Genomic DNA, 17,841 nt, shown 5'->3' with positions numbered 1-17,841 from the left:
GCGGAAGGGGCGACGCTTCGTAAGTAGAAACCCCTTCTGCCACCAAAAGCCAAATTTTCACTATCACAGCTCAAATAATAAATTTAATCACCTCAAACACGGCGGATGACACCCACTTCTTCTTAAACTAAAGTAAAATTTATAAAAAACCCTACTGAAAAGATCCTTGCCAAATTTCAAACACTGCTTAGCTTTGCTATTAAAGATGCAATTACAATGCAGCGGACCCGCTAACAAAAATGGATTTATCTCAATGTGAAAAAATGTAAAATCGTTTAAAAATTTGCGTGTTTTTTGAAAATCGCTGATATGTTTTTTGCCAAGATTAATGAGCTTTATGCATGGGACAAGGCATCAGCGTTTTTCCTTTGTAGTGAATTTTTGTCGCATTATAAACGCTCTTTGCCAAATTTTTGTTTAAAGTTTGGGCGCTACTAAATTTCACGCCCAGAGTTTTTAGTCTTTTTTGCCTTTATTTAAAGATTTTAGCTTAGCGTCCATATCAGCTGTAAGCATAGTAAAGACCTTATTTGTAAGCTCCTGAGTTAGCTCCTTTGCCTCTTGCATTGTCTTTTGGCTAAATTCATTTAGGAGTTTGTCCGCTTTTTTCTTATCTTTTTTGTAAAGTTTCATGTACTCATCTTCAAATTTAGCCTGTTTTACCGCCAACTCTTTTTCAAATTTAGCGTAAGCCTCTTTTACCACTGGCGAATACTTCTCATAATCAGTCATCACAAGGGTTTGAAGCTTTCTATAAACCCAGTATATTGAGGTGTCATCAGCGTCGTATGAGCCATCTGAGTAGCCTTTTATAAAGCCATCAAGTCCCTCGTAATACGGCAAATAAACACTAAGATCAGCCATACCAAGAGCGACGTAAGTTACGCGACCGATCTCTTTTGGTAGCCACGGGCGCACCTGCATGACGTGAGACTCGTATGTTCTAAAGACGCTTATGGCGCGGTAGATGTTTTTCTTATCTTCATCTTTGCTGGCGTAGTTATCAAACGCAGTGCCGTTGTAGTGGGCTCTCATCGCAGCTTTTAGATCCTCAACGCTTAGTTTTTTCTCTGGTTTTAAAAATACTGGAAATTTCTGACCATCGGCGAAGTCTTGTTTTAGACTTGGGTTAAACATGCTTTGCACCCAGCAAACGCGTGGGTAGTTGTAGGTCACATCCCTATCATCGTCCCTTGTATAGGCCTTTGTGAAGTTAAATTCGCCATCTTTTGCAGGGTCATAAGTCTTGTTATCGATTGCAAATTTGATCACATCTTTTGCACCCATGAAATTTGGATCATTCTCTTTATAGTTTTGAAGTCTGCCTTGGTTTGCGGTAACGAAATACTCATCTGGAGCGATCTTTGTGGCGATCCATTTGTGGCCTGTACCTGTTTCAAAGTACCAAAGCTCGTTTGCGTCAATAAATACTACGCCAAAGCCTTCTCCAGCGCCCTTTGTCTCAACTATCTCGCCAAGGAGCTTAACGCCCTCTTTTGCACTCTTCATACGTGGCAAAAGCACGTCTGGGATGTCATCTTCGGTGATACCGGTCTCTTCGTTATATGGATCGATCTTTAAAAGCTCATCTTTTGCGTAAATAGTCTCAGTGCCGCTTAGCCCAACCCCTGCCTCATTGTAGCCGACCGCTCCATGAAGTTTTGTGTGAGAATTTGCGATGGTTGTGTATCTCATACCATCTTTTGGGAGTGGATATGTAAAGTCATTTGCGCCGTCATGTGCCTTTGAGCTATGCATACCAGTTTGGTTTTTCTTTGCTGGATGGATCAAAAAGACTTGTGCCTTTATAGCCTTGCTATCTGCGCTCCTGGCGACCAGCATGGAGCCGTCATTTGAAGCTTTATCTCCTACTAAAATGGTAGTGCACGCTAAGCTACTTGTGCCTAAAATCGCACTCATAGCAACGATTGATGCAAGAATTTTGCCTTTCATTTTTACTCCTTTAGTGAAATAAAATTTCTTTATGTGATTATATGCAAATTTTAATAATTTAATTATAAATTTTAAAATTCTTTTAAGTTTAATGTAAATTTATTGCAAATTTTGTCTAAGTGAAATTTAAATTTTCTAAAGGATTTTTCGCTATAATCCAAAACTTACGCAATTGCGTATAAAATTTCAAAAAGGATTAGCATGCCAAAGATGAAAACCGTTCGCGGTGCTGCTAAGCGCTTTAAAGTAGGTAAAAATAAGATAAAAAGAGGCTCTGCTTTTAGAAGCCATATCTTAACAAAAAAACCTAGTAAGCGTATGAGAGACCTTCGTGGCCCACACTACGTGGATAGCACAAATGTCTCAGCCGTTCGCAAAATGCTCGGCGTATAAGCAGCTGTAGATTTAAGTTTTTGACAAAAAGTCATTCAAACTCCCCCAAATTTAGGGGCAAGACTCACTTTATGAGCGCCAATTTGTAAAAGGATAAATATGGCAAGAGTAAAAACAGGCGTAGTTAGAAGAAGACGCCATAAGAAAGTTTTAAAGCTAGCACGTGGCTTTTTCAGTGCTAGACATAAACACTTTAGAAAAGCTAAAGAGCAACTAGAGAGAAGTTTAGTTTACGCATACCGTGACAGACGCCAGAAAAAACGTGATTTCAGACGTTTATGGATCGTTCGTATCAACGCAGCTTGCAGACTAAACGACATTAGCTATTCAAGATTTATCAACGGCTTAAACAAAGCTAACATAGAACTTGATAGAAAAATTTTAGCTGATCTAGCTATGAATGACGCGAAGGCATTTGCGGCACTTGCAAAACAAGCAAAAGATGCTTTGAAATAACACCTTTTCTCCGCTTCGGCGGAGATCTTCTTTTTTTAAATTTCTATTAAAATTTATTTTTCGAGTTTTTAATTAGTTATTTTGTATTCAAATTTTAAATAATTGCCACTATAAAATTTTACTTCATTAGCTAGGTGCAAATTTAGTAATATAAATTTGAAAAATTTGCTTACCATTACTAGCCAAACTAGCCAAGAGTAAGTATAAAACTCGTTCTAAAAGCTAAATTTCAATACTCGTATCAAAGCAGTGTTTCACCGCTCCACTAAATAAAATTTTGCCGCTTTCTAGTCTAAGGCCAAGCTCCTCGCCACTTTTTGGATAGACTTTTAGGCTTTGTGGTGCGTTTAAATTTAAAGTAGCGCCGTAAAAGCAAGCCGCCATGCCAGTGCCACAAGCTAGCGTCTCGTCCTCTACGCCCCTTTCATAGGTTCTCACCTTTAAAACTCCACCCTCAAATTTGGCTAAATTTACATTTGCATTGTATTTTTGACGAAGTGCCCTGCACTCTTTGACATCAAATTCATCTAAATTTTGTGTGAAATTTACAAGATGTGGTACGCCAGTATCGTAAAAATACCAAGTTTTGCCGTTTTCGTTTAGTGGTTCACTTAAGATTTTTGGGCTTGTTAGCGCGACCTCGACGCACTCGTTTTTAACGCTTGCCATAACCTCACCACTGCCAGTTAGCAAGGCAAATTCGCTAGATCTTACGAGGCCATTTAGATAAGCATATCTAGCAGCCGCGCGCGAGCCATTGCCACACATCGCAGCGTAGCTTCCATCACTGTTGTAAAACTCCCATTTCACGCCCTTTTCGTAAGGCAAAAGTACTATTAGCCCATCAGCTCCCACGCCGTTCGTTCTGCTGCAAATTTGCCTTGCTAGCTCGCTTCTATCTTTGTTCAAAAATGTATGAAATATGACAAAATCATTGCCACTAGCGTTGTACTTTGAAACTTGCATTATTTTCCTTTAAAATTGCTCTACTTTTTGCCAAATTTATATAAAACTAGCCGCAAATTTGCCTTAGAAATTTCTCTAGTTCTTGCTCTAAATTTTCTTTATCGCCACTATTATCTATGATAAAATTTGCCTTTTTTCGCTTTTGCTCAATATCCATCTGAAGCTCCACTCTTACTTTTGCTTCTTCTAAACTTAGACCATTTCGGCTCATTAGGCGGCTTAGCAAAAGCTCTTTTGGTACGTAGATTACAGCTACATTTTTAAACTCAGCGTAGCGATCCTCTTTTTCAAAAAATAAAGGGATATCGACAAAATAAACCTGCCCCAAGCACTCAAGCTTCGTAGCGCGAGATAGAATTTCTTCCTTTATCTTTGGATACAAAATTTGCTCTAAAATTTTTAATTTTTTTGGATCATTAAAGACAATGGTACCTAGTTTTTTACGTTCTATCTTGCCAGCTTCGTCTAAAATTTGCTCTTTAAAAACTTCCACTATCTCACATTTACAAATTTCAAGCTGTTCATGAGCGATCATATCCGCATCAATCACACTAAAGCCTCGTTCTTTTAGCAAATTTATAGCCGTGCTTTTACCGCTAGCAATAGAGCCTGTGATGACATAAGCGTTTGGAAATTTCTGCAAACTCGCTCCATTTTTGAAAATTGATGACAATTTTAGCAACTTTTGGCTAAAGTTTTAGAAAATTACAAAAAAGGGCAAAGATGATAAGCTATAAAGATGCTGGAGTGGATATAGATGCTGGAAATAGCTTTGTTGAGGCGATAAAGCCTTTCGTAAAATCTACACAAACGCCAAACGTTATAGGTGGCATTGGGTCATTTTCAGGAGCGGTCAGATTACCAAGCGGGTATAAAAATCCAGCCATTTTGGGAGCGACTGATGGCGTTGGCACAAAGCTTCGTCTAGCTATCGACGCTAAGAAATTTGACGGCGTAGGCGAGGATCTAGTCGCAATGTGCGTAAATGACCTCATCTGTAACTTCGCTACACCACTCTTTTTCCTCGACTACTACGCAACAGCAAAGCTTGAGATAGAGAGTGCCAAAGAGGTAGTAAAAAGCATCGCAAATGGTTGCAAAAAGGCTCAATGCGCGCTAATAGGCGGTGAGACAGCCGAGATGCCATCGATGTATGAAAAGGGTGATTTTGACCTTGCTGGATTTGCCGTTGGTATCGCTGAGGCTGATGAGATCGATAGAAGCAAATTTGTAAAAGCTGGTGACGTTTTAGTCGCACTTCCAAGCAGTGGCCTGCACTCAAATGGCTTCTCTCTTGCAAGAAAAGTAGTAAGCGAGCTTGGACTAAAATTTGATGAAAAAGTTGGCGATAAAAAGCTCATCGACGTACTTCTTGAGCCAACTAGAATTTACGTGAGCGACTTTTTAAGATTAAAAGATAAGATTACGGCAATGGCTCACATCACCGGTGGTGGCATAGTTGAAAACTTGCCTCGCGTCTTCCCTGCTGGACTTGGTGCGAAGGTGCAAAAAAGCGCTATAAAAACGCCTGAAATTTTTAAAATCCTAGCTCAAAAAGTAGAAGATAGCGAGATGATGAGAACCTTTAACATGGGTGTTGGCATGATATTAGTTGTGCCAAAAGAAAACGTAGATGCTGTCCTAGCTAGTAGCGATGGCTATGTGATAGGCGAAGTAGTAAATGGCAAAGGCGTAGAGCTAGTTTAATGCAAGAAAATAGCGAAAAATATCTGCTAAAGACCGAAAATAAGAGCTTTTTTGATCTTAGCATTTATGAGTATATAGGCTGTTTTGGTGTACTAGAAAGCGATATCAAAAAACTTGATCTCTATAATCACTGGTGCAAGGTCTCACGTGCCTCTACTATGCTTTGCGTCACACATGATAGCGGCGAGAGCGACAACCTAGTCTATCTATATGACTGGGAGAAATTTAGCCGTATCTACATAAATACAGGAAATTGAGTTGGCAAAGCAAAAGGCAAAAATCGCACCTATTTGGGCTAGAGCAAAGGCCTTTGTTATCGATCTTTTTATCATCGGTATGCCGATATTTTATGCGACAACATATCTTGTGCTTGATGGCAAAGAGGCATTTTTGCATAACCAAATTGCCATTTTTGGTGCAAATAGCTTGATCTCACTTATAATGTGCCTTTTTTTTAGCATAAAAGCACAAACTCCGGGCTATAAAGCACAAGAAATTTATCTGATAAACCTAAAAACTGGCAGAAAACTAAGCTTTTCTCACACCATCTTGCGCCAAATTTGCTTTGCCTTTGCTGGCTTTAGTATACTTGGACTTTGCCTTTGTTTCTTTAGAAAAGATAAACTGAATCTGCACGACATCGTCACTCACTCGGCTGCCGTGCAAAGATCAGAGGGATAAATTTTTACTTCGCTCCATGCCAAAGTAGGCGATTTTTACCAAGTTTTGTATCTATGCTCTCTTTTATGATAGAGCAAATATACTCTTTTGAAAGTTGTATAGACTCCTCTAAGCTCTTGCCCTTTGCTAAAAAGCAAGCAAGTGCGGTTGAGAAGCTACAACCAGTTCCACTCATTACAAGCGGATTAACAAGTGGGGTTTTAAAATTTCTTAGCGAGCCATCTTTTTTATAAAGTGTGTCTATACTGCTATCTTCGCTAATATGTTTCTTTACGATGACGTCACAAGGCAAATCTTTATAATCATCACCAAAAAGCACATTTGCCTCATCTAAATTTGGAGTAGTTACCGTTGCTAAGCTCATTAGCTCTTTTAGCTTTGTCACCGCACTATCTTTTATAAGCTTGTGTCCACTTTTTGAGACGCAAACTGGATCAAGCACTACTACTTTGGTATTTTGAGTTAGTAAAAACTCACGCACTACTTCCATGATCTCTTCACTAAATAGCATGCCTATCTTAATCGCATCAAAGCTAAATTCTTCCGCAAGCGTATTTAGCTGATCTTTGACAAAGCTAGGTTCTAAGCAAACTACACTCTTTACAGCATCCGTAGTCTCAGCGACCAAAGAAGTTACTGCTGTTGCACTATAACAATTAAGCCTAGCACATGTTTTTATATCTGCTTGAAGCCCAGCTGTGCCGCTATTACAAGAGCCTGCGATGATTAGAATTTTTTTCATCGTTTTCCTTTGAAATTTTTGGCTTATTATAGAGGATATTAGATAAATTTGAGTTTTTTAAAGCAGAAGAAATTTGAGCAAAAAGCTCAAATTTATGAAAGTTTATTTAAGTCGTTATCGATATCTATATATATCGTAGTTGCATTAAGATTTGTATGCTCAAAGCTAGAATCTATCTGTTTATCACTCTCTTTATGTTCATTCATTTTAGCTAAAAGATCATCTTCTCTTAATCCATGCTCATTTATTAAATTTGGATCTATTTCATTAAAACTAATATTTACGCTAGCCTCATCATTTGGCTCTTCTTGCTCTAAATTAGTTGCGCTAAGGATATCATCTACTTTTTCATTTATATGATCTAAAATCGATACATAATCATTGCCAAGAAGTGCTTTAAACAATGCGTCAGTATCTATACTAGACTCACCAATATCATCGCTTACTACGCTACTATCTAGCCAAAGAGTATCGTATCCGTTTATTGATATATCTTGTCCATCATTTGCAGTGATTGTAATGCTTGAGCTTTCGCTCTCGCCCTTTATAGTCTCTCCGATATATACTTTATCATTTACGTCTAAAACTCTTACATGATCATTTTGGTCTATCGCTATAACATCAGATGAAACGCTTTTAACTATACCAGCTACTGCTGCCATCTTTATTCCTTATTTTTATTTGTCGGTATTTTAGTATATTTAATTACTTTTGTATATTGTACTATGGTACAAGGTGGCGATAATTCTAAATCATTCAGATTTTGTGATTAAAATATATCCACTCTCGCTGATATTTTTAAATTTTACACCAAGCTCGCGTTTTAGGCGAAGTATCACATTTTGGATAGCCGCCTTGCTAACATCGCTCTCATAGACAAATTCTTCTATCATCTCGTAAGTAACTAGCTTATTTAGGTTATAAGCAAAGAGCCAAAATATCTTATTTTGCAAAAAGCTAAGATAAATTTCAATGCCGTTTTTATAAATTTTTTCTCTTTTTAAATTTATACTCACCTCATCGCTTAAATAAACTAGCTTTTCATCTCGTTCAAAACTTAAACTAATAAGCATTGCTCTAAGATCCTTCATATCAATAGGCTTTTTTAAAAAGAGCATCGCCCCTTCCTCCATGCTTTTTATCAAATTTTCATCACTATCATAAGAGGTAAAGACGATAAATTTTTGGTGCGGCTTTGTGCGCTTCATCTCATTCATCATTTCAAAGCCATTAAGCACTGGCATGTGAATATCGCTCATCACGATATCAAAGCCTTGCTTTTTAAATTTCTCCACGCCATCTTGTCCATTGCAAGCACCAATTACCTGTTCGCAATAAGGTTTAAGCCCACTAATAATAAGCTCTCTTGCCATATCGTCATCTTCGACTACCAAGACAGACGTCTTTTTTAAAATTTCTAAGACTTCTTGCATTTTAGTCCTTTAAATTTATATCAAAACTTAGCTCAAACACCGTTGGCTTTGCGTTATTTACGAGTCTTACGTCACCATTTAGCTTTTCTTGTGCTAGCTTTTTAGCAAAATAAAGTCCTATGCCATTTCCTTGCTTTTTGGTGGTATTTAGCCAAGTAAAAATTTTCTCGCTCATTTGCTCGCTTACGCCATTTCCATTGTCATAAACTCCGATGTAGCACTTATCTTCAAAGCTTCTAAATTTTATCTCGATGATACGTTTTAGTGGCTCATCTTTGTAGCTTTCGACAAGTGAGTCTTTTGCGTTGTGTATTAGGATTAGTAAAATTTGTTGGATTATATTTTCTATCTGACGAACTTTTTGTTCGTTAAAGCCGCTAAATTTTACACTAACATTTGCACGGCTTAGCTCTGTGTGCATGAGAGTTATTAGATTTTTAACGCTTGTTTGTACCTCAAATTCGCTCACATTTTCAGCGCTTTTGTAAAAATTTCTAAAAATTTCAATAGTACTTGAAAGAAGTTTGACTGAGCTTTGCCCTTTTTCAAGCAAATTTATTAGCTCCTCATCGCTTAATTTACCTTCCTTTTTTAACATTATGCACGAGCTTAGCATTAGTTTTAGCGAATTTACAGGTTGAATGAATTGATGATTAATGCCACTTATTAGCTCACCAGCCTCACTCATTTTGGCTCTATGAGTCAGCAAAGTTTCATACTCATCTTGTATCTTTTTTATCTTGTTATACATAAAATTATGAAGAATATTTGCTAAAAATGTGAGCGCAACGAAGGCAAAGAGCAAGCTTAGAGCATTTTTTAAAGCTTCTTTTGTTAAAGCTGAAATTTCCTCTTCATTATTTGTGCCAGCTCCTATGAACCAATTTATCGTTGGTATCTCAGCTACTTGGATTAAATTTTGTCCTATTTTTAAGCTTGTAATGTCTTCGTCTTTTAAAAACAACTCTTTAAATTTCTCCTCGATCTCTTTTTTTAAAGCAAGATCAGGTATCGATGTTAAAATTTCACCGCTATGAGTCACTAAAAATGAGTAAGAATTTGGCGCAAGGCTAAAATTTTTAATGCTATTAAAGATATTTTCTATACGCACGACGCCACAAAGTGCTGCTTTAAATTTCGCTTGTTTTGTGACTGGAACGCATAAATTTAGAGTTGAGCCTTTTAAAATTTTATGTTTTTGCATGAAATTTACGCTTGGGGCATTTGTATTTTTTGTCTCAACATACCAGATAAGCCCTGCTCTTTCGCTCTTTGGCATAACTTCTTCTAAAATTTTTTCTCCATCTACAAAAATTTCTCCATCATCCCTTAAAAGCTGCATTAGATCAAATTCTTTCGCGTTTTGCTTAAAGAGCTTTATAAAGCCGGCTATCTTTTCATCGTCATCTACGATGTCTGCATTTTGTATAAATTTTGACGCACGAATGAGTGAATTTATACGCTCATCAAGCCAAATTTGAAAGTTATTTACGATATTTTTGCTAACTGCTATATTGTTTTTATCAGATAGCTCTATGATTTTCTCTTTGGCGTTGCTGTAAATATTTAACCCAAGAAGTATTACAAAAAGGCTAGCAAGCAAGATGATGGCGTAGATTTTAATATTTTGTGATTTTAAATTAATACCCATGCGTGCAGTATATCCTAAGTTAGCCCGAATTTGGGCTAACTAAATTCATTTTAAAAAGGATAAAAGCTTTGAAACGAGCATAAGCGCAAGCACTACAAAACAAACACTAAACCCAAGCAGCGTGCAATCAGCCATCGACATAAATTTAGATGAAGGCACAAGATACCAGCCGTCCGCATAAAGATCAACTATGCTCTTTTGCAAATCACTTAGCACCACACCATCAGGCGCCATAGGGCTATCATATCCGCAGTCCCCTGTTGGCATAAACCAGTCAGGCGCCCACTTCTCAAGTGGCAAACCAAACGGATAGTGCGGCTCAGTCGAGCAGCCCTGCACACCAAAAGGGTCATCGCCATGCACTGCATCGTGAATTTTAGCTAGCTTTACGCTATACATTATGCCCTGCACCGCTCCCCAAAAGGCAAAGACGTAGCCAATTAGAGCAAATAGTAAATTTTTAGGATTTATGATAGCGATCACGCCACCAAGCGCCATACATAAAAATGCAAAACGTATATAGACGCACTGCTCGCAAGGTGGCATATAGGCGTAGTTTTGAAAGAGCGAGTGCGCGATAACGACAAGCGCGACGCTCACAAAGACTAGGATCGCCCAAGAGATGCGTGAGTCTTGAAATTTAGCCATTTTTTTAAAAAAGCTCATGTGACGCCTTATTTTTTAAGAAGCTCTTCGATGAGTGCTGCCATGCCGTCAAGCGAGCTGATTGATTTTGTCATGATGAGATATTTGCCATTTACGACAAATGCTGGCACACCTTGAATTTTAGCCACGTCATAGCTCTCATCCCACTTTTTAAGTAGCTCAGTCACTTTTGGATTAGCTAGCTCTTTTTCATAGTCCGCTTTACTAACGCCAGCAGCCTCAAGTCCAGTCTTTAAAAAACCCTCAGCGTCTTTGCCATCGCTCCAGCGCTCTTTTTTGTCGTGATAAGCCTTGTAGTAGGCAAATTTAGCCTTTTTAAATAGCGAATTTTCATCAAACAAGCCGACACCTTTTGCCTCGTCCATAACGATAAGCACAGCAAAGACCTTGCTCGCAACCTCGCCGTAATCGCCCTTTGTCTTTAGGTGAAATGGCTCGTATTTTAGTCCAGGAATTTTCTCAACTACCTTTGGAGTGACACTCTTGTCGTACTTGTAGCAAAATGGGCAAGCATAGCTAAAAATTTTAACTAGCGTATTTTGTCCGACACTTAGTGGCTTTTCAAGCTTGACGTAGTCCTCGCCCTCGCTAAATGCACTAGCACTGATCGCACCAGCTACCGCAATAGCAAAGATAGCCTTGCTAAATTTAGATAGAAAACTCATAATAATCTCCTTTAGATGATTTATTTTGAGTTATTCTACAACCAAGCTCAACCGCAAATTTAACGCTAGAATAAATTTTTGCTGAAATTTATAAGATATTGCATTAATTAAAAATTTAATTTTTACTAGAACTTATCTCATTTATTGCTGATAATGCATTTAAAGCACTCGGATAGCCTATAAATGGTATAAGTGTCGTAACAACGCTTATTAGTTTAGCTCTATCGTTGCCGATGCCAAAATTTGCAGCAATGTGCCCTAAAAGCTGTGGCTTTGCAAAGCCAAGAGTCGTGATATAGACAAATGTCAAAAGTTCTCTAAGCTCTAAGCTAAGTCCATCTCTTGCATAAAAATCGCCAAAGCAGTTTTGCGATAAAAACTCCATTACATGTTTTTGATCATTTGGCATTGATGCTATAAATTTATCAACCGCTGGGAAGAGTTTTCTTTGTATCTCAAGACCTCTCTCGCCTCTGCCTTCTCTTGATTTTTTAGGCATATTTTCAGGCTCTATATAGCGCTCATTAAAAATTTCATCAGCTAAAAATATATAATCTTCTACCTTGCCAAGCCCAGCATAAGGCACTGCTTGATATAAAATTTCTCTTATCTCTTTTGCTGATATGCCTACATTTAAAGCGGCTCTAACGAAGCTTTTAAATGAGCTTTTCGCGCCTTTACTCACGCAAAGAGAGGCGATGATAACCGAAAGCCTTGTTTTTTCATCAATATTTATCACTTCACTAATATCACCTAAAAAATTTAAATAATCCTCTAAAAAGCTAGCATTGCTCTCTTCAAGTTCACTTTTTGAGTCAAACCAAATTTCATAAATTTTCTTTGCATTGTAAGTTAGTGTCATAAGTTTTGCTCCATTGTTTGGGGCTGATTATAAGTGCTAAAGCGTAAATGCTAGCTTAATATCCAAAAAGACAAAAATTTTTAATATAAATTTAGATTTTAAGCCATTATAAAGTTTATCGTGATTTTTATGTTATAAGGTTTTATTACAATTACGAAGGACGCAATATTTTTTATTACTCCTTTTACCTATTTTAAGCCTTGGGCGTTCCAAGGCTTTTTCTAAATTTTATAAGCTTTATGAGTAGAGTTTATAAAATTTATCCAAAGGAGATGTTATGAAAAAGACTTTGAGTTGTGTTGCGCTAGCTTCTGTGCTTTGCTCAAGCGCTTTTGCGATAGGCGGTCCAAGCGGAGCTAAACTTGACTACGCTATCACTGGGCAAATAGGCGAAGTAGTGGTAAATCCATACGACACTGCCCCACTTACAGCAGTCATCAAAAATGGCGGCTATACACTAAGCAATGCAAAAGTAACCATCGTGCCAAAACAAGGCGGTCAGGTGATAAGCTACAAAGTGGCTGATAAGCATCTTCGCACACATGGCGGCATCCCGGTTTTTGGAATGTATCCTGACTATCAAAATACCGTTGAGGTCGAGTACGACAAGAGCTACAAAGGCAAAACTGAACACATAAAAGAGAGCTATAAAATTTACGCTCCAGCCATCTACCTAGAAAGCTCAGGTACACCAAATCAAAAGGGTGCGCTATTTGACAAGATCGAGGTTACTAAGCCTGCGAGTGCTAAATTTGCAAACCGCCTCTACTATGTAAATAACTTTGTAAATAAAACAGGTAAGGGTACAAAAGTCGTTTGGAACAACCCAGCTGGCGGTGCGATCGAGTGGAACTACAGCCCAAATAACTTCATCCTTGATACAAAAGGCGAGGTTAGATGGTATCTTGAGCCAAGTAAAATTTATGATCTAAAACAGCCATTTCACGCTGGCGTAATGATGGGCTTTAAACAAAATGACGACGGCGCTATGACTTGGGGATATGGCCAAAGATACGCAAAATACGACATCATGGGTAGAGAAATTTTCAACCGTGAGCTACCAGCTAGCTACAACGACTTCTCACACTCAATGGACGTAGCACAAAACGGACACTACTTCTTGCGCGTGGCAAATGCCGACTACAAAAGAGCTGATGGCAAAAACGTAAGAACAGTGCGCGACGTGATCGTTGAGCTTGACCGAGATGGCAACGTAGTTGATGATTTTAGACTATATGAAATCCTCGATCCTTACCGTGATATCGTGCTAAAAACGCTTGATCAAGGCGCAGTTTGCTTAAACATCGACGCTAAAAAAGCAGGCCACACAGCAAGCTCTGATGAGCTTCAGTCTATGGATACGCACGATAAATGGGGCGACATAGTTGGAGCTGGTCCAGGACGCAACTGGGCGCATGTAAATAGCGTGGATTATGATCCAAGCGATGATAGCATCATCATCTCAAGCCGCCACCAAGACGCAGTTATCAAGATCGGCCGCGATAAACAAGTAAAATGGATCATGGGCGCTCACAAGGGCTGGAGCGATAAATTTAAAGATAAACTCCTTCAGCCAGTTGATAGCAAAGGCAATAAAATAGTCTGCGAAGATGAATACTCAAAATGCCCAGGATACGAGAGCGACAAAGGTGGCTTTGACTGGCAATGGACGCAACACACGGCATTTAGGATAGATAGTAAGTCTAAAAAAGGCGAAATTTATCTAAGCGTCTTTGACAACGGCGACACAAGGGGCATGGAGCAACCAGCCATCGCTGGCATGAAATACTCTCGCGCAGTCGTTTATAAGATCGATGAAAAGAAAAAGACTGTTGAGCAAATTTGGGAGTACGGCAAAGAGCGTGGCAAAGAGTGGTATAGCTCAGTCACCAGCCTTACGCAGTATCAAGATGACCTTGATAGCGTGATGGTCTACTCAGCCGTTGCTGGTATGCAGTTTGACATCGCAAAAGGTCGCCCAGTAGGACTTCCTAGCCCGCACATCGATGAGTTTGAGTGGGGTGCAAAAGAGCCAAGTATCGAGATAAAAATGACAAATGCTATGGGCTATCAAGCGTTTCCATTTAGCTTACAAAAGGCTTTTGAGAAATAATCTCTCTTTTCTCCCCTTTTTGCCCAGTGCAAGAAGGGGAGTCCTTGCTATAAATTTAATCTATCAATAATAGATAAAAATTCACATTCGCTCATAAATTTTAAAGCTCTAAATTAGAAATTTATATTGTAAAGATATTGTTTATTAAGGCGATAACATATAGCATTAGTACTTATATATAAAAATATATATTTAACATAAGGAGAAAAAATGAAAAAATTTTTCATGACTTTAGTGGTGCTGTTTGCAAGCCTTTTGCTTAATGCAGCTGAGTTTAGAGATGTCAAGGACATCACTGGCGACGTCGTAAAAGTTCCCGCAAAAGTAGAAAAAATCGCCACGCTTTGGTATGCGAATAATCAAATCATATTAATGCTAGGCGGCGCGGACAAGATAGTAGCGACTACCGATCTAATCAAAAACAACAAATGGTTTGCGCACGTTTATCCTAGAATTTCAAGCATTCCAAACGGCGTAAACGGCAAAGACTTACAGGTAGAAGAGCTGGTTAAACTAAGCCCGGACGTCGTCATAGCCGCCGATAAAAAGAACAAAGAAGAGCTAACCAAAAACGGTTTTACCGTGCTTTATCCGTCATTTACAAATCACGCGGATATGAAAAAAAGCGTATCTATAATGGCCGAGGTTATAGGAGGCGACGCGCCGGAGATCGCGGAGAAATTTAACGAATATTTTGACGGCAACCTTAAAAAAGTGCTAAGTAAAACGGATAAGATCGCTGCGTCAGATAGGCCAAAAGTGCTTCACATAGCCGACGGCAAAAATTTATTTAAGGTTGACGGCGCAAATACGATCATAGACGAGTGGATAAGAGTCGCAGGCGGAGTAAATGCAGTACAAAAAGCCGGAAATATGCTTGAAATCAATGCTGAAGAGATACCAAATATGAACCCTGATGTTATCATCATAGGCAGAGCCAAATCGCCAGATGCTATAGAAAAGATATATGAAAACAAAGTCTATGCTGGCACAAATGCTGTCAAAAACAAAAAAGTCTTCGTAAATCCAGCAGGTGTTTTTAGCTGGGATAGATACGGAGCCGAGGGGGCTTTGCAAATTTTATGGGCGGCCAAGACGTTACATCCTGAAATCTTTAAAGATTTGGACATAGCAGCTGAGACAAAGAAATTTTATAAAGAATTTTTGCACTATGAGCTAAGCGATGATGAAGTAAATTACATCTTAAACGGTCTAGATCCAACTGGAAAATAATTTATCTTACAGCGGTAAATTTATCTACATTTGCCGCTAATTTTATCCATTTTCAGCTTTTACTGATCTATATAGACTTACTGATTTGATATATACTAACTACTACTTATTAAAAAGATAAATGACTATGAGAAATTATAGAAATAAAAAAATATCCCAAAGGAAAATTCCTTTGGGATTAGTTAGTTAAACATTAAAATACGTGTACTTGGTCTTGAACTTCTAGAGTTACAGTTTTTCCATCCACTGTGTTAGTATAAACATTGTAGTCAATATGATTTTCATCAGTAACTTTAGTACCTGAAGCAACCCAACCCTTGCTCACAAGACCAAGATGATCATCGCTATCGCCACCTATTCTTAGTCTGTTGTTGTTATCAGTCATATCTAGAACATCTTTAGCTGATAGATTTATGTTATGGCTACCTTCAGTTAGATCTAGTCTTTCGATGTTCTTAACTTTGCTAAAGTCTAAACTATCATCAGCGATTTTTAATGTATCATATCCGGTTCCACCGTCGATAGTTGTATTATTTAGGGTTACACCTTGTTTGATTGAGATAAAATCGTTGCCAATTCCACCTTCTATATTAGCATCATTAAATGTTCCAGAGTTAACAAAAATTTTATCATCTCCGCCTCCAGCAAATATACCACCATGTATACTACCATTTTCATTTTTGCCATTAAATACGGCTCCATTTACATATATTTCATCATTTCCTCCATCAGTACCATCATACGCATTGTCACCGTATACCCTAGAGGAATTAAATGTAGAGCCACTATTTAAATATATTTTATCTTCACCATTTCCAGCAACTATAAATGAAGAATCTTGGAATACAGTTCCCTCTTTTACTGTAATTTCATCATTTCCGCCACCAGTAATTACGCTAGATAATCTACCATCATCGCTTTTCATGAAAGTAGTATTTGTTATAGTTACATGATCTATATCATTAGCAGTGTATCCTGCATCATCGGTATATAACGTAGATCCCTTAAATGTTATGCGATCAGTATCACTATTGCCTTTAAGCTCTATAGTATCCTTTCCGGCACCCATATCTATAACAGTACGAGTAAGCGTTACTCCGCTAGCGATATTTACAGTATCCATACCGCCCTCGGTCGTAATATTTGATTGCTTGCCAACATCAGCGGTAATATTAGCATTGATATTTACGGTGTCTTTGTCGGCTCCAGTATTTATACTAATATTATTTATTGTCGCACCAGCGTTAATATTAACGGTATCTACACCACCACCCATATTGACTTTAAGTCCATTCTCTAAAACGGCCTTATTTTGTAAAATAAGCTCGTCGTCACCGTCGCGCGTTTGGATTTCGCTATTAAATTTAACTTTGCCGTTTATATCTATAACGTCTTTTTGGTTGCTGCCCGTAAGACTTTTTACTTCGGCGACCGCATCGTTATAGAAATTTATACGTTGTTCGCCGGAAGATTCGGCGGCGTTTATTTGTATGTCTTTTAATTCCGAGTTGCCGGTTACCTCAAATAAAGCTCTGTCCGTCGATTGACCGCCGTTTTGTCCATTTTTTGCTCCAAGGATAATCTCGGTATCTTGTAGCTTTCCGCCGTCTTTAACGAGTATCTTGTCGTCTAGGCCGGCTCCGGTATTAAGTTTGCCGCCGATCATTGTAGCGTTTTCGCCTATTGTTATAGTATCTTTACCCTCGCCACCTTCAATCGCAGAATTATCTTTTATCTCGCCGCCAGTTATTTTTACGATATCGTCGCCTTTGCCTAATTTTATATTGCCTTTTGCTATAGTACCGCCTTCCATCGTTACCGTATCATTGTTCTTACCGCCTATGATCTCCGATACTCCGTATCGATAACTCTCTACGTTTATATTGGCGCCGTTTAATATCTTAACATCTAGACTTCCAGTAGCGTCTTGTGCTTTAATGGAAGATGTGTCGAGAGTTCCTTGAACGGTTACGACTGCTCCTTCTCCAACGGTTATTTTGGATTTTTCTAATTTTCCTCCGTTTTCGATATCAATTTGATCTTTTCCGCCTTGCGTTTGGATATATGATTTCTCGACGAGTCCTCCTTGTTTTACCTTTACTATCTCGTATGCCGTCTTCTGCTTGAAAAAAAAAAAACCCTTTACGGTTCCTTGTATAGTAATATTATCGATACCATCGTGGGTAAAAATTCTCGTTCCGTTTAGAGTTGCGCCGTTCTTGATATTTATGTTGTCGACATCGCTACCGCCCGATATAGTTCCGCGCGTTACGTCGGCATTTTCTATAGTTATGGAGTTTCTGCCGCCCCCCCCCATGTC

17 protein-coding genes and 1 pseudogene are annotated in these 17,841 nt (G+C 38.4%); 7 read left to right on the top strand and 11 right to left on the bottom strand.

The window, feature by feature from the left end:
* Positions 1–456: 456 nt before the first annotated feature.
* Positions 457–1,953, bottom strand: coding sequence for a C69 family dipeptidase (locus F3G66_RS08385; RefSeq protein ID WP_149707802.1), 1,497 nt, complete (start codon positions 1,951–1,953; stop codon positions 457–459).
* 201 nt (positions 1,954–2,154) lie between these two features.
* Here F3G66_RS08385 and rpmI point away from each other — a divergent pair, with 201 nt between their 5' ends.
* Together rpmI and rplT are read left to right on the top strand one after the other, a co-directional pair.
* Positions 2,155–2,346 carry a 50S ribosomal protein L35 gene (gene rpmI / locus F3G66_RS08380; RefSeq protein WP_054195943.1) on the top strand — a complete coding sequence of 64 codons (192 nt, stop codon included), beginning with the start codon at positions 2,155–2,157 and terminating at the stop codon, positions 2,344–2,346.
* A gap of 99 nt (positions 2,347–2,445) precedes the next feature.
* Entirely contained in the window at positions 2,446–2,802 is a 357-nt protein-coding gene (rplT, locus tag F3G66_RS08375; protein WP_009295119.1) for a 50S ribosomal protein L20, read from the top strand.
* Between the two features lie 222 nt (positions 2,803–3,024).
* Here the strand turns inward: rplT and dapF are convergent, their stop codons facing one another.
* Both dapF and coaE read right to left on the bottom strand, forming a co-directional pair.
* Entirely contained in the window at positions 3,025–3,768 is a 744-nt protein-coding gene (gene dapF / locus F3G66_RS08370) for a diaminopimelate epimerase (RefSeq protein ID WP_149707801.1), read from the bottom strand.
* A gap of 46 nt (positions 3,769–3,814) precedes the next feature.
* Positions 3,815–4,411, bottom strand: coding sequence for a dephospho-CoA kinase (coaE, locus tag F3G66_RS08365; protein ID WP_149707800.1), 597 nt, complete (start codon positions 4,409–4,411; stop codon positions 3,815–3,817).
* 80 nt (positions 4,412–4,491) lie between these two features.
* On the opposite strand from coaE, the gene purM reads away from it, so the two are divergent.
* From purM to F3G66_RS08350, 3 genes are read left to right on the top strand one after another with little or no spacing between them, the layout of a single operon-like run.
* Positions 4,492–5,475 (top strand): phosphoribosylformylglycinamidine cyclo-ligase, encoded by a 984-nt coding sequence (purM, locus tag F3G66_RS08360; RefSeq protein WP_149707799.1) that lies wholly within the window; start codon positions 4,492–4,494, stop codon positions 5,473–5,475.
* Entirely contained in the window at positions 5,475–5,732 is a 258-nt protein-coding gene (locus F3G66_RS08355) for a hypothetical protein (protein ID WP_149707798.1), read from the top strand. The genes purM and F3G66_RS08355 overlap by 1 nt, the downstream gene beginning before the upstream one ends.
* A gap of 1 nt (position 5,733) precedes the next feature.
* A complete protein-coding gene (locus tag F3G66_RS08350) occupies positions 5,734–6,156 on the top strand; it encodes an RDD family protein (RefSeq protein ID WP_149707797.1) in 423 nt (140 codons plus the stop codon).
* A 4-nt stretch (positions 6,157–6,160) separates the two neighbouring features.
* On the opposite strand, the gene F3G66_RS08345 is transcribed toward F3G66_RS08350, so the two are convergent.
* From F3G66_RS08345 to F3G66_RS08315, 7 genes are all read right to left on the bottom strand, one after another.
* Positions 6,161–6,898: a hydroxymethylpyrimidine/phosphomethylpyrimidine kinase gene (locus tag F3G66_RS08345; RefSeq protein WP_149707796.1), complete on the bottom strand. Its 738-nt coding sequence runs from the start codon at positions 6,896–6,898 to the stop codon at positions 6,161–6,163.
* A gap of 92 nt (positions 6,899–6,990) precedes the next feature.
* The gene (locus F3G66_RS08340) at positions 6,991–7,560 is read right to left on the bottom strand and encodes a hypothetical protein (protein WP_149707795.1); all 570 of its coding nucleotides are present in this window, start codon (positions 7,558–7,560) and stop codon (positions 6,991–6,993) included.
* A gap of 90 nt (positions 7,561–7,650) precedes the next feature.
* A complete protein-coding gene (locus tag F3G66_RS08335) occupies positions 7,651–8,331 on the bottom strand; it encodes a response regulator transcription factor (protein ID WP_021090255.1) in 681 nt (226 codons plus the stop codon).
* A gap of 1 nt (position 8,332) precedes the next feature.
* Positions 8,333–9,982, bottom strand: coding sequence for a sensor histidine kinase (locus F3G66_RS08330; RefSeq protein ID WP_149707794.1), 1,650 nt, complete (start codon positions 9,980–9,982; stop codon positions 8,333–8,335).
* A gap of 45 nt (positions 9,983–10,027) precedes the next feature.
* A complete protein-coding gene (gene dsbI, locus F3G66_RS08325; RefSeq protein ID WP_149707793.1) occupies positions 10,028–10,648 on the bottom strand; it encodes a protein-disulfide oxidoreductase DsbI in 621 nt (206 codons plus the stop codon).
* Positions 10,649–10,656: 8 nt separating this feature from the next.
* On the bottom strand, positions 10,657–11,313 hold the full coding sequence (locus tag F3G66_RS08320) for a thiol:disulfide interchange protein DsbA/DsbL (protein ID WP_149707792.1): 657 nt from the start codon (positions 11,311–11,313) through the stop codon (positions 10,657–10,659).
* A gap of 115 nt (positions 11,314–11,428) precedes the next feature.
* On the bottom strand, positions 11,429–12,175 hold the full coding sequence (locus tag F3G66_RS08315) for a carboxymuconolactone decarboxylase family protein (RefSeq protein ID WP_149707791.1): 747 nt from the start codon (positions 12,173–12,175) through the stop codon (positions 11,429–11,431).
* A 277-nt stretch (positions 12,176–12,452) separates the two neighbouring features.
* Between F3G66_RS08315 and F3G66_RS08310 the strand changes: the two genes are divergently transcribed.
* Together F3G66_RS08310 and F3G66_RS08305 are read left to right on the top strand one after the other, a co-directional pair.
* The gene (locus tag F3G66_RS08310; protein ID WP_107953734.1) at positions 12,453–14,288 is read left to right on the top strand and encodes an aryl-sulfate sulfotransferase; all 1,836 of its coding nucleotides are present in this window, start codon (positions 12,453–12,455) and stop codon (positions 14,286–14,288) included.
* A gap of 210 nt (positions 14,289–14,498) precedes the next feature.
* Positions 14,499–15,521, top strand: coding sequence for an ABC transporter substrate-binding protein (locus F3G66_RS08305; protein ID WP_149707790.1), 1,023 nt, complete (start codon positions 14,499–14,501; stop codon positions 15,519–15,521).
* 193 nt (positions 15,522–15,714) lie between these two features.
* Here F3G66_RS08305 and F3G66_RS09860 read toward each other — a convergent pair.
* Positions 15,715–17,841: pseudogene (locus tag F3G66_RS09860) on the bottom strand (hypothetical protein); the annotation flags it as partial.

This window comes from Campylobacter concisus, from assembly GCF_902460665.1.
Classification (GTDB): Bacteria; Campylobacterota; Campylobacteria; order Campylobacterales; family Campylobacteraceae; genus Campylobacter_A; species Campylobacter_A concisus_AL.
Note: the sequence above shows the minus strand (reverse complement) of the source record. Positions and strands in the feature narration are given on the sequence as shown.